Here is a 16,841-nt window from a genome sequence, read left to right as displayed (position 1 = left end):
ATCTTATCCTAATATTATGCTCTTAGAACTAGAAGTAATGAAATAACTAGGGCTAGGATTGCATAAAGCTCAACCATTACTGCGTATACAACGCCCTTGATAAATTCGTCTTCTTTTTTAGCTAGGATGTTGATACCTGCTACTGCTACCTTAGCTTGAGCGATTGCTGATGTATAGCCTGCTATAGCTATTGGTAGGGCTGCCATAAAGAAGTATAGACCTTTTGCAAAGTCAACATTGCCGTCAAGTCTTAGCATTATAAAGAATGCAATAACGAAGCCGTAAAGACCTTGGGTACCTGGTAGTAGTTGTAGTACTAGGGCCTTACCAAATTTTTCTGGTTGTTCTACTGTAAGTGCTGCTGCTGCCTCACCTGCCATACCTGTTCCCTTAGCTGAACCTGATCCTGGTAAAAATGTAGCTATTGCCATTCCAAGTACTGCTAGTATAATTCCGCCATTTTCAATAAAAAAGTTACTCATTATTTCCTCCTTTTATTAATGATAATCTTTTTAGTATCTTCTAACATTTCTCTAAATTTAACTCCACCGCCTTCGTAGAACTTGTTAAACATTTCTACGTAAATTAATCTTAGGCCGTGAACGTATGCTGATAAGTATGATAGGAACATATTAAAGATTTGGAAAACCACAAAGATAATTATTCCGCCCAAGAGGCCGAAAAATCCTGCTCCTCCTACCATTTTTACAATAACATTTACTGCGTAGGCTACAAAGCCGCCTGATAAAACAAGGGCCATAAGTCTTAGGAAGGATACAAAGTCTCCTATCCAAGATGTAAGTCCGTAGACATTATAAAAACCAGATCCAAGTCTGCCGCCGATTGTCTTGGCATCCCTACCTGAAAATAAGAGGATACCAACCATACCAGCTGCCATTACATAAAGGCCGATTTTTGATTTACTATAAACATAATATCCAATTCCTCCAAGGAAAAGATATGTAAATAGTGAATCATATATAGCATCTAGTGGCCTGTTGTTTTTAAGGTTAATTACAATTGTCATTCCCACACTTACCATGAGGGCTACAGTACCAATGGCAAAACTCATGCCGATTAGGGTGTAGACATCTTTTTGGGTATCAATCCAGCCAAATGGCACTTCGATTATGCCACCAAAGACTGAACCAAACAAGATTCCAAAGAAACAAGCTGAAAGGGAAATAGCCAAAAATAGCTTGACCATTTTTTCGCTAGACTTTGGAAAATCTTTTAGCTTAAGCATGGCGATTGTTCCAATTACTCCTAAGAGTCCATAGCCTAAGTCGCCAATCATAAACCCGGTAAATATTGTATAAAATATTGCTACAAGTAGGGATGGGTCTATTTCGTTATATCTTGGTAGGGCGTAGGTTTCTACTACCGACTCAAAAGGTTCTACTACAGAATTGTTATCTAGGATAATTGGCACGTCTGGGTCATCAAGGTCGGCTTTTCTTATATCAAGTAGATATTCTTCACCAAGGACACTTGTAAGGTCCTTTTTGAAAGTCTCCGCCATATCTGATGGAACATAGCCTTCGATTACGTCCATCGACTTGGTTTTTAAGAAGTTTTCAACGCTTGCCTCCTTTTTCTTTTCATTTTCAAGAAAAGATTCATAAAGGTAGAAGTCGTCCATATACTTACTAAAACCGCCAATTTCCTCTTCTAATTTGCTGATATCGTTTTTATATTTTTTAGAATTAGCTTTTAATTTTTCAAGCTCTTCTCCCACAGGTCCTTCCGCCTTTATCCTTATCCTGGTAAAGCCAAATTCTCTGAGGATTTCACTAAATTCTTCTTTTTCGTCAAGGGAAGCAATACCTACTATAAAACTAATCTTATCTCTTTCGCTTAGTTTATAAACTAGGGATTTTTCCAAATGCTTTTCTACAAGTTCTTTTCTAAGGCTATCGTAGAATTGACTTGAAATTGAGCCAGTTTCTACAAAGACCCTTTCTGATTCGTAGAGGTCATTGATATTTAGATTTACTTCCTTCCATGGACTTAAATCCTCTATCCTTGTATCATTGGCCTGTTTTTTATCAACCAGACCTTCCCTTTCTTTAACTAATTTTAATAACTTATCATAAATAAGGTTAAAATCAAAATTCTCTGACTGTCTATAGACATTTTCTATATCAAGTCTTTTAAGCTCCTTAGGCAAATCTTCTTTTGAATACTTCCTTGCAGTTTCTACTGCATATTTAAGCTTATCCTGCTTTTCTTCTATAGAATTGAGGACTGCTGAGTTTTCAACCTCTTTAAGATAGGATTCGTCTTCTTTTAATTTTAGATCATTAAAATGCACATAGTTAAAATTTTGAAGAATGTTAAGTAGACTAGATCGCTTGTCATTGAAACTAAGCAAGCTAAACTTATCCATCTTAACTATTGCCATTATTTACAATCCTTTCTACAAGCGAATCTACAGTCTTTGATAGATCAGCCAAATCTCTTTTTTTGATCTCGCTAGACGCCTCACTTGCTTTTTCTAACACCGGTTTACTTTCTTCAAGGGCCTTGGCTTTGGCATCCTCAACTAGTTTTTTAGCCTTATTTTTGGCTCTGTCAATCTCTTCCTTATAAGATTCATTAGCCTTAATCTTGGCTTCTTCAACTAGCTTTCGGGCTTCTTCCTTGGCCAAATCAAGCTCACGGGCTGCCGATTCTTCGGCTTTTTTCACTTGATTTAAAATGTCATCAGTCATAATTCACCCCCTAATGCTAATTAAATTATATCATATTTTTACCCAAAACGGGTATAGTCTAGACAAAATAAGACTGATATTTTAAAATTTAGAGGAAAATTTATGAAAAAAATCTTGTTAATCGCCTTATTTGCCATATTTGCAGTAGGATGTGATAAAAAAGAAGAAAATACAAAAGAGACCTATCCCCTTGCTGAGCTAGGCGAATTTAGTAAAGACGATAGTCTCCTCACTGGCCAAAGGCTAATCGCCTATCCAAGCTCGGTTAAAAATGACACTTACACAAAAAAAAATTTAGAAAATTTAGACTACAATAAAGAAGTAAGGCTAGGAGATATATTTTTCAGGATACCCGACAGGTGCCAAATCTTTAAAAAAGACGACACTTATTTTGTGGACTTCCCCCTCGATTTATCCTATAAGGTCCTTCTTAGTTTTAAATCTGTCGAGGAAAATACCGACCTAATGGATTTAGCAGAAAAAATCATTTGGGATGAAAAACTCAAAGACAAAATAATTTCCAAACCAATAAAAAATTCTTTTACAGGCCTTGATAGCCTATATTTTTTAACAAAGGACCAAGAATATTCCTATACTCACTTTTTTATAAAGTCCTCAAACACAACTGTATATTTCGTAATAAAAGAAGATAGGCCAAACCTTGGTGGGAAAATCATGGCCGATATCCTAATGACAGCCTACACCTCTGGAGACGATCCTTACGAAGTTAGCAAATCTTTTGCCGACTACAAGGATAAGCTTACTGTTTTTGCAACCAAGGAGGAAAAATTTGCAGGCCTTGAGATTAAAATCCCAGAAAATTTCGACCTCCAACAAGAAGGCGATGGTTTTAAATATTTCCTAGCTAGAGAAAACAACGAAGCTATTGGAGCCATCCTCATGAAAGAAGACAGAGTCGATGGGAATCTTTACGACGCCTATGACCTAAACTCAGGAGACCTAATCTACCCAACCTGTTTGTTAAATATGGGCAAGGTTAGCCTTGACGGTGGCATCTTAGAAGGGGAAATCAGACTCTACATGAAGGAAAACACCCTGACAGGAAAAAAGTTTGTCATAAAAAGAAAAAATACCTATCTCACAATTATAGTTGTAGGCCCAATCGCCAACAAGTCCCTCGCCATTTCCATGGCCGACTCAATAAAAGAATCGATTAAAAAATGATGTTTCACATGAAACATTCGCTAAAAAAATAAAAAACTACAAGACCTAATTATTTTAGATTTTAAAATATTTTTGCAATTTAAAAACCAGAGCATTTTACCGCTCTGGTTTTTATTTTATAGGTCGTCTTCAATTATAGATGATTTAGAATAAGCAGTTACTTTTGCTTCGAAAAAGTCAGTCTTAACTGCGTTTGGATCTGAATACTCATCTACCCATTTCATTGATTGAGGAATTTCTGTATATCCCTCAAAGAGTGGCTCAAATCCAAGGCCCTTAGCACGAAGGTTACCTAGGTATTTGATATAATCTTCAATCATACTTGTAGAAAGTCCTGGTATATTATCACCAATAGCGTACTTGCCCCATTCGATTTCTTGGCGAACGCCTTCTTTTAGCATTTCCCTATAAATGTGGGTTGCTTCTGGTGTGAAAAGGTCTGGTCTTTCCTTTTTAAGGTCGTTGATAAGTGACCTAAATAGCCATAAGTGGGTGTTTTCGTCCCTGTTGATGTATCTGATTTCTTGAACAGTGCCTGGCATCTTGCCATTTCTTCCTAAGTTATAGAAGAAAGAGAATCCTGAGTAGAAATAGATTCCTTCAAGGATATAATTTGCAATTAGGGCCTTTACAAATTGGTATTCATTATCCCTTTCCAAAAATTCGTTGTATTGTTCACCGATGAATTCATTACGTCTTAGAAGGTGGTCGTCTTCCTTCCAGAGGTATAAAATCCTTGTTCTTTCTTCTGGCGAACAAATTGTATCAAGGATGTATGAATAAGACTGTGAGTGGATTGACTCTTGGTAGGTCTGAATTGACAGACAAAGATTAATCTCATTTGCAGTTACATAGGTTTGTAAGTTTGGCAAATTGGCTGTTTGAATAGAGTCTAGATAGGTCAAAAAGGAAATGATCATATCATAGGCTCTTTTTTCGTGTTGGTCAAGATTCCTATAATCTTTTATATCTTGGTTTAAATTTACTTCTTCTGGAATCCAGAAATTGTTCATAGCCTGTCTATACCAATCGGATGTCCAGGTGTATTTAAGATTGTTAAAGTCATTTAGGTTTGTGGTATTACCTTGGATAATCTTCCTCTTAGCAAGATCAATATCCCCATTTTCATTAAAAATACCACGTTTTTCGACTTCTTTTCTTTTACTTTCTTCCATATTTACCTCCTAGGAAATAATATTTAAAACAACCGATGAAACTATTGACAAAATAATGCTTGCAAAAATCAAGCTGAACAAGTGGGAATCAATATGAGCTCCCTCAACAAATTTAAAAGCCAAATACAAAACAAAGGCCGAAATCACCAAGGAAAATAAACCCAAGGTTAAAATGGTAATAGGAAAAGCAAAGAACCTAAGAATAGGCTCAACCACCTTTTGAAATATGGTCAAAATCCCCGCTGTGATAAGAAGAGCTGAAGACTTATCAAAAGAAATATGACTAATAAATTTGCTCATCAAAAATAATGAAATAGCATTAGCTATAAATAAAACTAACAAAACATTCCTCCTTTTATTAATTAAAGATTTTTTTCTACGTCTATTCAAAATAAACTCCTTTCCATCCAAGATGGAGTATTTTCTTCTTATAAATCATTATACCAGATATTTATGTTTTTTAATTGTTGATCCGAAATTAACTGTATCTTATAATTGTTCCAGGTCATTTACATGACCACTCCGTATCTGGGGGAACCCCAAGGGGGCTTTCCGCATGCCCCCTCATCGGGTTCCCCCAGACCCCCTTTCCGTTTCACCCCCAGGCGGCCCCTATGGCGGGGAGCAAATAAGGTAGATTCCCTCCGGAATCTTTTTTCGGTAAGATTTACGTCTTCGTTTTGGTCTTTGTTTTTTCTAACGTTTTAAAATCCCAAGCCTCCTAAAAATTGCAATCTCGTCTGACTTGTGCTTTTTATTTGAAAATTAGTTCGCAGTATTTATTATTTTTTATATTCGTAAAGAGCTGTCAGTGCAATTTTCTTCACGGATACTTGGGATTTTAAAATACTTGGTCTTGAGTTTTTAACTCTTCGTTTTAGGATGCATATACCATCTAGCAATGTTTGGCAAGAGCCAAACGAGCCCAACAAAATCTGGAACTTCGAGACCAATTCTCTTTTTTACCGAGCAAAGATTTCTAATAGAAAGCCCCGTTAAGAAAACTGATTGTTTGAGGCGTAGCCGAGTTGTCAGTTTTTAGGGGCTTGAATATTAGAAATCTCTTGGTAAATACACCAACTAAAACAAGGACGTTCTCTCTACACAAAAAAGCTTGCGATTAGCAAGCTTCTAATCTCGCACTCCGCTTAAGGAGCAGTTAGGGGTGTAGCGTAAGGGGGTCTTAGGGGGAACCAGTGAGGGGGCATCTGCCGCCCCCTTGGGTTCCCCCTATGAACGGAGGGGTCATGTTAATGACCGAAATTATATAAAATAGAATAACTTATCTTGGATAAAAGAAAAAAATACTTTATCTTGGATAAAAAAATAGAGGGCTTTTGGGAGCCCCCATAAAAAATACCCCCAAAAGGGGTTTTAGGGGAATATCCCCTAAAATATATTTATCTTGGATAAATCCTATGCGGAGCAAGTATCACACTCTTCTACCTCAAGTGATTTGCCTCTTACGTAGTAAATGCTCTTCACTCCTGCTTCCCATGCTGTTAGGTAAACATTTAAAATCTGTCTCATGGTGTATTCGGTGGTGATGTAGATATTTACTGATTGGGCTTGGTCAAGGTGCCTTTGTCTTATTCCTGCCATGCGCATTGAGATATTTTGGTCTATATCGTGGGCATTTTCGTAAAGCCAGAAGGTCTTTGTGGTTAGTCCTGGTGCCACTCTTGGGACTATGGCTCCCTTCTTTTCTTCTAAGAAATATCGGCTCATGATTGGGTCTACTCCTGCTGATGTGCCTGAGATTATGGATGTTGATCCTGTTGGAGCTATTGCCATTAGATAGCCATTTCTTAGGCCGTATTTTTTAACATCTGCGGCAAGTTTTTCCCATCTTTCTGAAGTGTAATCCCTATCTGTGAAATAGCTGCCTTTCTGCCAGTCACTTCCTTCAAATACTTTATAAGATCCCTTATCTTTGGCGATTTCTACACTTTCCTTTATGGCGTAATAATTTATATCTTCATAAACCCTGTCAACAAAAGCTGCATGAGCTTTTTCGTCTGACCATCTGATGTCATTTTTAACAAGCATGTGGTGGTAACCGCTGGTGCCAAGGCCAATTGCCCTGTATTTTTTGTTGGTTACTTCCGCATATGGGGTTGGGTAATAGTTTAGATCAATAACATTATCAAGTGCCCTTACAACTGTTCTTACAGTTTCTTCAAGCTCACTTTCATTGTTCACATCAAGTTTACCAAGAGTTAGGCTTGCTAAGTTACATTCAACAAAGTCGCCTGGTCTTGTTTTATTAACTATAACTATGTCCCCGTCTTCTGTAGTTATTTCTGTTGAAGCAGTTTCTGATGGACTCATGTTTTGGGCAATCTCTGTGCAGAGGTTTGATGAATAAATCATGCCCATGTGTTTGTTTGGGTTGGCTTTATTTACCAAGTCTCTATTGAAAATGAATGGTGTTCCAGTTTCTGACCAAGACTTGATCAAAAGCCTTACCATGTCCTTAATTGGCATGACCCTTCTAGAAATTTCCTTATCGGCAACTAATTTTTTGTAAAATTCTTCAAATTCATCTCCGTAGGTATCTTCGATGGCTTTGCCGTATTTTTTAACAACCTCGTGTGGGTCGAACATGTACCAGTCGCCTTCCATATTTTCTCTAACTTGCTTCCAGAATAAATCTGGCACGCAAACACCTGGGAAGACGTCGTGGGCCTTCATCCTGTCATCACCGTTGTTGGTCCTTAGGGCCAAAAACTCTGGCATATCCTTATGCCAAATGTCAAGATAAACAGCCACAGCTCCTTGGCGAACGCCGAGCTGATCAACAGCCACTGCTGTGTCGTTGGCAAGTCTTATCCAACGGATAACCCCGCCTGCAACTCCCTCAAAACCACGAATATCAGAACCATTTGCCCTAACTTTTCCAAAATACATGCCCATGCCGCCGCCATGTTTAGAAACTTCGGCAAAGTTGGTGATGGACCTGTAAATTCCCTTTAGAGTATCTGGAACAGTTTCTATAAAGCATGAAGAAAGCTGGTTAAATGGCTTTCTAGCGTTGGTCATGGTTGGTGTTGCCATGGTTGCCTTTAGAGTTGACAATATATCGTAAAGTCTTTTTGCGAAGCCTACCCTGTTTTTTTCTGGAATTGCTAAGTGCATAGCGATTCCCATAAACATCTCTTGGACTCTTTCCAAGATGCGTCCTTCGTAATTGGTTATTAGATATCTTTTTCTCAATAGATCTAGGCCTGAATAGGTGAAAATGTCATCTCTCTTATGGTCTAGGTATTTTTCTAATTCATCTATATCTTCTGATGAATAATTTTCAAGAATATAGGCCCCGTAGAGTTCTTTTTCTGTCAAAAACTTTATCTTTGACTTAAAGTCGTAAATCTCGTAGCGTTCTTCCTCTTCTCTTATTTCTAGATTTATCTTGTAGGCTAGAAATCTTGCTGCGATTATTTCCCAATCTGGGGCTTCCTTGCTTGTTAGCTCGCTTGCAGCACGGATTACAGCGTCTAGGACTTCCTTGTCATTCATTTCTGGCTTGGTGAAGGATTCAAACTTGAAATAAAGTGACTCTATAGGATACCTTTGGCTATCAAATTCTCTTTGGACCTTGGAAATTATCTCCATTAGGTCCTTGTCAGATACATAAGTGCTAAAATCAGAAATTACCTTCCTATCCATGTTGTGCTTGGCACGGTAGAGGATAAAGGATTTAACTTCCCTATAATAATTTTCATCAATAAGGTTAAGTTCAACCAAGTCTTGAACTTCTTCAACTGTCACAGTGTGGTCAGCTGGTAATTTTTCCTCGATTGTCCTTACAATTTTTTGGGCAATGTATTCAAGTTTTTCATCGGTAATTGTAGAATCAACCGACTTAAATGCCTTGAATAAGGCTCTCTTGATTTTTTCTAATTCAAAATCAACTTTTGACCCGTCTCTTTTAATAATCTTCATTCATAACTCCAAACTTACTACTAGATGTAGTGGTATTTTATCGAAATCTATATCTATCATACCTTATATAGGGGCTAGTGCGAAATCTAGACAAAAAAAGCACAAAGGCTTTCAAAGCTTATCTTTGTGCTGTTTTTTCTAAAAATTTTGGTTTTTTAAAAGTATATTTGCTAACAAAAACAAATTTACCTAAAATCTACCCCGTATAAATCTCTAAAGGCATCTTCCTTTACAACAGCTGTGTCGACAAAAAAGTCGATTAGGCCTTGTTTTTTTGGTGTAAAAATCGGAAGAAGATAGACCAACATGATGGTATTTTGGATAAACCTGCCGGCTATTTCCCTGATTAGGATTTGACCAAGGTCAAGCTTATCTGATGTAAGACTTACAACCCTAATTCCTGTAATCATCTTGCCTAGGCTTTGGCCCTTGGTGACAAGGCTTGCTAGGGTGAAATATCCCAGTGTTACAGCCCAGCTAAGAATATCTGTCATGGCAAAACCATAAAAACTTAATTCAGGGTCAAGGCCAATAATGCCTGTAATTATTTTATTTAATCCACCAACTACCATCATATCAATTATGAAGGCAATAGCTCGTGTTCCAAATGATGCGTAGGCGTGGGCGTAATTTCTTTCTTTAAATTCTTCCTTATTTATTAAAACTTCTCTATTTTCCATAAGCTCCCCCATATAGGTACATAGGGCTTAGGGTATTTTTGTCCATAAATTCCTTGATGATAGCAAGATCAGATGCTCCTTGCCTATAGTCTTTAGCTTTTTGGAAAAATGACATTAGGGAAGGTTGAAGACTTGATGCGGAAACTACGACTGGGTCTGTTAGCTTATTTTCTTTTGTCATATCTTCAATAGCCATATCTAGGTCCCCAATTTTATCAACAAGGCCATTTGCTAGGGCTTGAGACCCGTCATATACCCTTCCGTCTGCGATTTTTTTAACATCTGCTTCGGACATGCCCCTGCCATCGGCAACTATTTTTACAAATCTCTTGTAGGCAGAATTTACAAGATCTTGGAAGTATTTTCTTTCTTCATCTGTTAGGTTTCTACCTTGGCTACCAGCGTCTTTCATCTTGCCAGAGGTGATATTTTGTTCCTTGATTCCGTATTTTTCAAAAAGTCCTTGGAGCGAATACATCTGCATGATTACACCAATTGATCCTGTTAGGGTTTCATTTGAGGCATAAATCCTATCTGTAGGTGCTGATACATAATAACCTCCAGACGCAGCCATCTCTCTCATAACAGAATAAACTGGGATATTTTTTGCCTTTAAATTTTTAATTTCCTTGGCAATTTGTTCTGACACATAAACAGAACCACCTGGTGAATTTACAGATAAGATGACTCCCTTAACAGCTGGGTCTTCTCCAGCCGCCTTTAAGTCACTAATTACAAAATCGCTAGCTGATCCTGATTGGATGACTCCACTTAGGTCAACAACTTTTATTTTTTCCTTTATGTTGGTACCGCTTAAAACTTCTTCGTCTACTAGGGCTTGTTTGCCAAGCTTGTTAAGATAAGACATGCCAATCTCTTCTTTTTTATCCTTGTTAAATCCTGATAGACTTGATCCAAGTAGAATTACTAGGGCAAGGCCCACAGCTATCCACCTTTTTGCGTTGTTTTTCATAAAAACTCCTTTATTTTTCTCTTTTAACTTCTAATATTATACCCGAAAAAAATCAAGACTTAATTAAGATGATTGCATTTTCATAAGCCAATCAGTACAATGAATATGCATTACAATTATCGTTAACACTCGATTACATTGTTATGTATAGGTCCATTTGGACCTATTTACATAAAAAAGATTAAGCTGTATTTTTATATGGCTTAATTATTTTTTATTATTTTTCAAAAAAAGGAGTATTTTATGGAAAATTCAAGTAAAAAACTCTACGATATCATAGAAAATTTACTAAAAGAAAAAGTAGTTTTAGCCTTTTCTGGCGGAGTCGATTCTGCCTTACTCTTAAAAATCGCAACTTCCTTAAGAAAAGATGAAAACGATGTAGTCGCTATGTTTTTTAAGGCTCCATCATCTACAGAAGAGGACCTCGTTAATGCCAAAAACTTGGCAGAAGAAATGGGAGTAAAACTTTTCATAAAGGATGTGGATATCTTTGTTGATGACCACATAGTTAACAATTCAAAAGACAGGTGCTACCATTGCAAAAGCCACCTTTTTAAACAAGCTATAAAATTAAAGGACGATCTCGGTTACGGTTATGTCATAGACGGGACCAACACCGATGACCACAAGGTTTATAGGCCAGGACTCATGGCCCTAAGAGACCTTGGAGTTGTAAGTCCCTTAAATATGGCAGGTTTTTCTAAACAAATGGTAAGAGACCTTGCGGATGAGCTTAATATAAGCGTTGCCAAAAGGCCATCAGCCCCATGTCTTTTAACTAGGTTTCCTTACGGTACAAAGATTACCCCAGCGAAACTAGACAGACTTGAAAAAGCAGAAGCTTTTATAAGGGACCTAGGTTTTATCAAATTCAGGGTTAGAGATCACTCAAATATAGCGAGGATCGAGCTAATGCCAGAGGACTTTATGGCCTTTATTGAAAAAAGAGACCAAGTTATAAAGGAATTTAAAAATCTTGGCTTTTCCTATATTACTCTCGACCTAGAAGGTTTTAGGTCAGGGTCAATGGATGAGGGCCTAAGTGAAGAAGAAAAGAAAAAGTGGGTCTTATAATGGATAAAAAAACCTTAATCAAACAAATAAAAGAAGGGACAATCTCTGAAGAGGCCGCCCTTAAAATCCTTGAAGACAAGGGATATGCAGATGTAGGTGAAAACGCTAAAATCGACTTCTCAAGGAGGGAAAGACGTGGTTTTCCAGAAGCAATTTATTGTGCATCAAAAGATGACAAAAGCCTTATAGAAATTTTTAAGGCCTTTTACGAAAGAAAAGAATCAGTAATCGGCACTAGGGCAAGCAAAAGACAATACGAAATTGTAAAAGAAGTCATCCCTGAAGTGGAATACTCAGACCTTGCCCAAATTATTAGCCTTGACTACTCCAAAGAAAGCGACAAGATTGGCGAAATCGCCATTGTCTCTGCCGGCACATCAGATCTTCCTATTAGCCTTGAAGCTGAAATCACAGCTAGGTTTTTGGGAGCAAAGGTGAAAGCCTACAGGGATGTGGGAGTCGCAGGAGTCCACAGGCTCTTAGATAAGACAGAAGAAATCAAAAAAGCAAATGTAATTATAGCCATAGCAGGCATGGAAGCTGCTCTTGCAACAGTTCTTGCAGGTCTTGTTGATAAGCCAATCATAGCTGTGCCAACATCAGTCGGCTACGGGGCAAATCTTGGGGGCATCACAGCCCTTCTATCAATGATAAACTCCTGTGCCGAAGGCGTAAGCGTGGTTAATATCGACAACGGATACGGTGCCGCCTACCAAGCCTGCCAGATAAATAAGCTAATAGCGAAAGGAAGCAAATAATGGACCTATATTTTGAAATGTACTCAGGAATCGCTGGTGACATGACCATAGGGGCTCTTTTAGACCTCGGTGCAAGCAAGGAAAAATTAGTAGAAGGAATCAAATCTCTCGGCCTTACAGACTACGACCTAGTTTTTGAAAGAGTAAAGAAAAATGGGATAGACGCCTATAACTTTGACGTAATCCTAGCAGGTCACGACCACGACCATCACCACGATCACCACGACCATGAAGACGACCACTGTCATTGCCATGAACACACTCATGAAGATGGCCATACTCACTCTCATGAACATTGTCATGACCATGACCACCATGACCATGACGACGACCACGATCACGATCACGAACATTGTCACGAACATACACACGAAGATGGTCTCACTCATTCTCATGAACATTCTCACGACCATGACCACCATCATCACCACGACCATGCTCACAGAAACCTAGACGATATTAAAAAGATAATCAATTCATCAGACCTCAACGAAAATGTCAAGAGAAACGCACTTGGGATTTTTGACATCATTGGCGATGCAGAAGCCAAGGCCCACGGCATCGACAAGTCCGAGGTCCACTTCCACGAAGTAGGCGCCATAGATTCTATTATAGACATTGTCGGCACTTGCATTTGCCTAGATGACCTAGGTGTGGAAAATATTTATTTCTCAGACCTCTATGAAGGATTTGGCTACCAAATGTGCGCTCATGGCCCAATGCCAATACCTGTACCTGCTGTAGCCAATATCCTAGCAGATTCTGAAATTAATCTTAACTTCATCGGAGAAGAAGGCGAGCACATCACTCCAACCGGAGCTGCAATCGTCAAATACTTCTATAAAAAAGCTCCAGAAAGTTTTAAAATCAAAAAAATCGGCCTAGGTGCTGGCAACAAGGACTTCGAAAAGTCAACCAATATCCTAAGAGTAATTGAAATTACAGGAGATAAAAAAAAAGCCTAATCTTAGCTGAAACTAATATTGACGACTCCACAGGAGAAGTCCTAGGCTTTGTGATGGACGAACTAATGAAGGTCGCAAGAGATTGTTTCTATAGCCCGATTTATATGAAAAAAAATCGCCCTGCCTATAAATTATCAGTCCTTTGCGATAAGGACAAGTTGGAAGATGTAGAAGACATTATCTTTTCAAACACTAGCTCAATTGGTATTAGAAAAATCGAAGTAGAAAGATCTGTTCTCGAAAGAAAGATAATAAATATAGATTATGAAGGTCTAAGGCTTTCTTACAAAAAGGTTTTTCACAAGGATAAATCCTATGTATATCCTGAATACGAGTCTGCAAAAGACTTGGCAGCACAAAATTCTTTATCGATCAAAGAAGCGTTCGATAAAATGAAATTAATTTACGGAGGAAATTGTGAAAAAAATTAATTTAAGAAAATTAGCACTAACTTTAATCTTTATCTTGACCCTAACATCATGTGGGGGAGCAGATAAGAAAGAAAATCTTACAAAAGAAGAAGCAAAGACAGAAGAAGTACAAGAAACAAATGAAAAAAGTAAAGAAGAAGCCGAGGAAGGGAAACTAATATTTGAAGACGTCCTTGGTCGCACTATAGAGCTTGACAAGCCACTAGAGAAAGTCATTATCCAAGGTTCTGGTTCAGGTGGCCCATTCATGCAAATGATGTACCTAGATAAGGATAATTTCTACAAAAAAATTGCAGCCATGGATGACGGTCTACGCCAAAATAGGAATGACCTTTACCAAAGGCTTGTGGAAAAAATTCCAGAACTAGAAGACCTAAGAAGGGTTACAAACTTCACTGACAATGACTTTTCTATAGAAGACCTCTTGTCAATAGATGCTGACGGCATCATTGCTCCAGTATCCTACAAGGCCCAGCTAGATACAATTGAGGATAAGCTAGACCTACCAGTTATATACGTTGACTACCATAGCCAAGACCTTGAGAAACACCTTAAATCAACAGAAGTTATTTCAAAGGCAACAGGTCTTGATAAAAACTTTGACAAACTCTATAACTTCTACAAGGAAAAGAGGGAATTTATCCTAGATGCCCTCAAAGATGTTGAAAACAAACCAAATGTCTACCTAGAATGTGGCCAAGACGGCGAAGTCAAATATGGTAACGCCTACGGCAATGTTATGATGTGGGGCAAAATTGTTAATGACTGCGGCGGTCACAACATAGCAGGCGATGTCCTCGAAGATAAACAAGCTAACCCTATTTCTGAAGAATTTGTCCTAAGTCAGGACCCAGACATCATAGTTCTTACTGGATCTCAATGGGTAAATAAACCAGATGCTCTAAGAATGGGCTATGACGTAACAAAGGAAGAAGTAGAAGAAAAAATCAAAAAATATAATGAAAGAAAGGGTTGGTCAAGTCTTAAAGCTATGAAAGATAAGGAAGTATTTGCTATAGGCCACAACGTTGCCCGTGATATGTCTGACTTTTATTCTTACGAAGCCCTAGCCAAGGCCTTCCACCCAGACTTATTTAAAGACCTTGATCCAGATAAAGACATGGAAGAATTCTATAAAGAATTTATGCCAATAGATTATTCTGGATGCTGGTATACTAAGTATGAATAAAAATAAGAAAATTTTTCTCCTCATTCTCCTAGCTCTGGCTATCTCTATAATAGATTTATTTATAGGTGTAGGTCAGCTTGGGGTTGGGGATTTGGCACACTTAACCGACCTACAAAAAACAATTCTTTTTAAGATAAGGATTCCTGAAATGACAACAGCCCTTATCTTGGGAATGATTTTGGGGCTTTCTGGTGCTTGTATGCAAACCATCCTTGATAACCCGCTTGCAAGTCCCTTCACCCTCGGTGTTTCATCTGCAGCAGGCTTCGGGGCCAGTCTCTTCCTCTTAATGGGAATTTCTATCAACTTTATAGCGATAGGAGCAATAGGATTTTCCTTAATAGCTATAATCTTTGTCTACCTCATCTCGAGGAGAAATTTTGCCCACACAAGCTCGATGATTCTCGCAGGTATAGCAGTTAAGTTTTTCTTTGACTCCTTAACAAGCTTGATGCAATATGTTTCTACAGATGAAACCCTATCATCTATTGTATTTTGGCTTTTTGGTTCAGTTTCAAATACCAAACCAAGACAAATTATAATCCTACTAGTATCCTTCCTAGTGGCCTTTATCATTATCATCAAAGATAGTCACAAGCTAACCACCCTAAGGTTTGGAGAAGACAGGGCAAGAAGTCTTGGCGTTGACGTTAAGGGGCTTAAGGTAAGGACCTTTATGATTGTTTCAATCCTATCTTCAATTGGAGTTAGTTTTGCAGGAGTCATTGGTTTTGTAGGCGTAATCGCCCCTCACCTTGCTAGAAAAATCCTAGGCGAAGATCAAAGATACTATATAGTAGGTTCAACCCTCATAGGAGCAGGCCTCTTGGTTATATCCTCAGCCCTATCAAAAATGATAAAGCCAGGCACCATCCTTCCAATTGGTATAATTGCAAGTTTGATTGGCCTACCACTCATCTTTATATTCTTCTTTGGAGGTAGAAATGATTAAGGCAAAAAATCTTTCAATCTCCTATGACAGGAAAATAATAGATGACATTTCCTTTATTGTTGACGCTGGTAAGGTTAATATCCTAATGGGTAGGAATGGTTCAGGGAAATCAACCATCCTTAATGCCATATCTGGAATCAAAAAATTTGATGGAGAAATTATAACTGACGGCAAGGTTTCCTACCTCAACCAAAATATAAACTCCAAAATAAGATTTACCGTATTTGAAACTATCTTGTTAGGCAAGGTAGCGGACCTATCCCTAAGAATTACAGAAGAAGACGTAAGGGATGTTGAAGAAATCATAGATTTACTAAATATCCATGAATACAGAAACAAATATATAAATAGGCTCTCAGGTGGCGAGGTTCAAAAAGTTTTCATAGGTCAGGCCCTAGTAGCAAGACCAAAAATCCTCCTCCTAGACGAACCAGTAAGTGCCTTGGACTTAAAAAATCAATACGAAATAATGAGAATAATCAGAGACTTAACCTACAAACTCAAACTCACTACACTAATAAGTCTCCACCAAATAGCCCTAATCGAAAAATTTGCCGACAATATTATCCTAATTAATAATAAAAAAATCTACAGGCAAGGTCCATCCAAGGAAGTTATGGACGAAAAAATGTTCATGGACATATTTGATATGGAAACCGACATCAGGGACTTTGATGGTAATAGGCACATATATTTCAAATAAAAATTCCTCCCAACTAATAAAGTGACCCCACAAAGTTGGACCTAATACCAGAGTTAGAACTAAACTAGCTCTGGTATTTCTTTGTTCTTTCCTA

16 protein-coding genes are annotated in these 16,841 nt (G+C 37.9%); 8 read left to right on the top strand and 8 right to left on the bottom strand.

Features of this window, described 5'->3' with window-relative positions; genetic code table 11:
* Nucleotides 1-14 precede the first annotated feature (14 nt).
* Genes AC1EJ5_RS00080 through AC1EJ5_RS00070 form a run of 3 tightly spaced genes read right to left on the bottom strand, consistent with a single transcriptional unit; the run spans nt 15 to nt 2,714 of the window.
* Nucleotides 15-482: a V-type ATP synthase subunit K gene (locus AC1EJ5_RS00080; RefSeq protein WP_209772733.1), complete on the bottom strand. Its 468-nt coding sequence runs from the start codon at nt 480-482 to the stop codon at nt 15-17.
* Nucleotides 482-2,404, bottom strand: a complete 1,923-nt coding sequence (locus tag AC1EJ5_RS00075; protein ID WP_311480835.1) for a V-type ATP synthase subunit I — start codon at nt 2,402-2,404, stop codon at nt 482-484. The genes AC1EJ5_RS00080 and AC1EJ5_RS00075 overlap by 1 nt, the downstream gene beginning before the upstream one ends.
* The gene (locus tag AC1EJ5_RS00070; protein ID WP_223418305.1) at nt 2,391-2,714 is read right to left on the bottom strand and encodes a hypothetical protein; all 324 of its coding nucleotides are present in this window, start codon (nt 2,712-2,714) and stop codon (nt 2,391-2,393) included. The genes AC1EJ5_RS00075 and AC1EJ5_RS00070 overlap by 14 nt, the downstream gene beginning before the upstream one ends.
* 102 nt (nt 2,715-2,816) lie before the next feature.
* Here AC1EJ5_RS00070 and AC1EJ5_RS00065 point away from each other — a divergent pair, with 102 nt between their 5' ends.
* Nucleotides 2,817-3,899, top strand: coding sequence for a hypothetical protein (locus tag AC1EJ5_RS00065; RefSeq protein WP_479813779.1), 1,083 nt, complete (start codon nt 2,817-2,819; stop codon nt 3,897-3,899).
* A 116-nt stretch (nt 3,900-4,015) separates the two neighbouring features.
* Here AC1EJ5_RS00065 and AC1EJ5_RS00060 read toward each other — a convergent pair whose 3' ends face one another.
* From AC1EJ5_RS00060 to sppA, 5 genes are all read right to left on the bottom strand, one after another.
* Complete coding sequence (locus AC1EJ5_RS00060) at nt 4,016-5,074, bottom strand: ribonucleotide-diphosphate reductase subunit beta (protein ID WP_311486679.1); 1,059 nt, start codon at nt 5,072-5,074, stop codon at nt 4,016-4,018.
* A 9-nt stretch (nt 5,075-5,083) separates the two neighbouring features.
* Complete coding sequence (locus AC1EJ5_RS00055) at nt 5,084-5,416, bottom strand: phage holin family protein (RefSeq protein ID WP_479813777.1); 333 nt, start codon at nt 5,414-5,416, stop codon at nt 5,084-5,086.
* 1,074 nt (nt 5,417-6,490) lie between these two features.
* Entirely contained in the window at nt 6,491-9,019 is a 2,529-nt protein-coding gene (locus AC1EJ5_RS00050; RefSeq protein WP_479813775.1) for a ribonucleoside-diphosphate reductase subunit alpha, read from the bottom strand.
* Nucleotides 9,020-9,204: 185 nt separating this feature from the next.
* Nucleotides 9,205-9,699 carry an RDD family protein gene (locus tag AC1EJ5_RS00045; RefSeq protein WP_479813773.1) on the bottom strand — a complete coding sequence of 165 codons (495 nt, stop codon included), beginning with the start codon at nt 9,697-9,699 and terminating at the stop codon, nt 9,205-9,207.
* A complete protein-coding gene (gene sppA, locus AC1EJ5_RS00040) occupies nt 9,689-10,672 on the bottom strand; it encodes a signal peptide peptidase SppA (protein ID WP_479813771.1) in 984 nt (327 codons plus the stop codon). Before sppA ends, AC1EJ5_RS00045 begins: the two co-directional genes overlap by 11 nt.
* Before the next feature lie 243 nt (nt 10,673-10,915).
* Here sppA and larE point away from each other — a divergent pair, with 243 nt between their 5' ends.
* Genes larE through AC1EJ5_RS00005 form a run of 7 tightly spaced genes read left to right on the top strand, consistent with a single transcriptional unit; the run spans nt 10,916 to nt 16,747 of the window.
* Nucleotides 10,916-11,749, top strand: coding sequence for an ATP-dependent sacrificial sulfur transferase LarE (larE, locus tag AC1EJ5_RS00035; RefSeq protein WP_479813769.1), 834 nt, complete (start codon nt 10,916-10,918; stop codon nt 11,747-11,749).
* Nucleotides 11,749-12,507: a nickel pincer cofactor biosynthesis protein LarB gene (larB, locus tag AC1EJ5_RS00030; protein WP_479813767.1), complete on the top strand. Its 759-nt coding sequence runs from the start codon at nt 11,749-11,751 to the stop codon at nt 12,505-12,507. The genes larE and larB overlap by 1 nt, the downstream gene beginning before the upstream one ends.
* Nucleotides 12,507-13,472, top strand: a complete 966-nt coding sequence (gene larC / locus AC1EJ5_RS00025; protein WP_479813765.1) for a nickel pincer cofactor biosynthesis protein LarC — start codon at nt 12,507-12,509, stop codon at nt 13,470-13,472. Before larB ends, larC begins: the two co-directional genes overlap by 1 nt.
* A complete protein-coding gene (gene larC2 / locus AC1EJ5_RS00020; protein ID WP_479813989.1) occupies nt 13,472-13,903 on the top strand; it encodes a nickel pincer cofactor biosynthesis protein LarC2 in 432 nt (143 codons plus the stop codon). The genes larC and larC2 overlap by 1 nt, the downstream gene beginning before the upstream one ends.
* Entirely contained in the window at nt 13,890-15,092 is a 1,203-nt protein-coding gene (locus AC1EJ5_RS00015; RefSeq protein ID WP_348937797.1) for an ABC transporter substrate-binding protein, read from the top strand. The genes larC2 and AC1EJ5_RS00015 overlap by 14 nt, the downstream gene beginning before the upstream one ends.
* The gene (locus tag AC1EJ5_RS00010) at nt 15,085-16,044 is read left to right on the top strand and encodes a FecCD family ABC transporter permease (protein ID WP_348937795.1); all 960 of its coding nucleotides are present in this window, start codon (nt 15,085-15,087) and stop codon (nt 16,042-16,044) included. Before AC1EJ5_RS00015 ends, AC1EJ5_RS00010 begins: the two co-directional genes overlap by 8 nt.
* Nucleotides 16,037-16,747 carry an ABC transporter ATP-binding protein gene (locus AC1EJ5_RS00005; RefSeq protein ID WP_479813763.1) on the top strand — a complete coding sequence of 237 codons (711 nt, stop codon included), beginning with the start codon at nt 16,037-16,039 and terminating at the stop codon, nt 16,745-16,747. Before AC1EJ5_RS00010 ends, AC1EJ5_RS00005 begins: the two co-directional genes overlap by 8 nt.
* Nucleotides 16,748-16,841: the final 94 nt, after the last annotated feature.

This window comes from Anaerococcus sp. C0059F3 (assembly GCF_056590475.1).
This window is presented reverse-complemented; position numbering and strand designations above follow the sequence as displayed.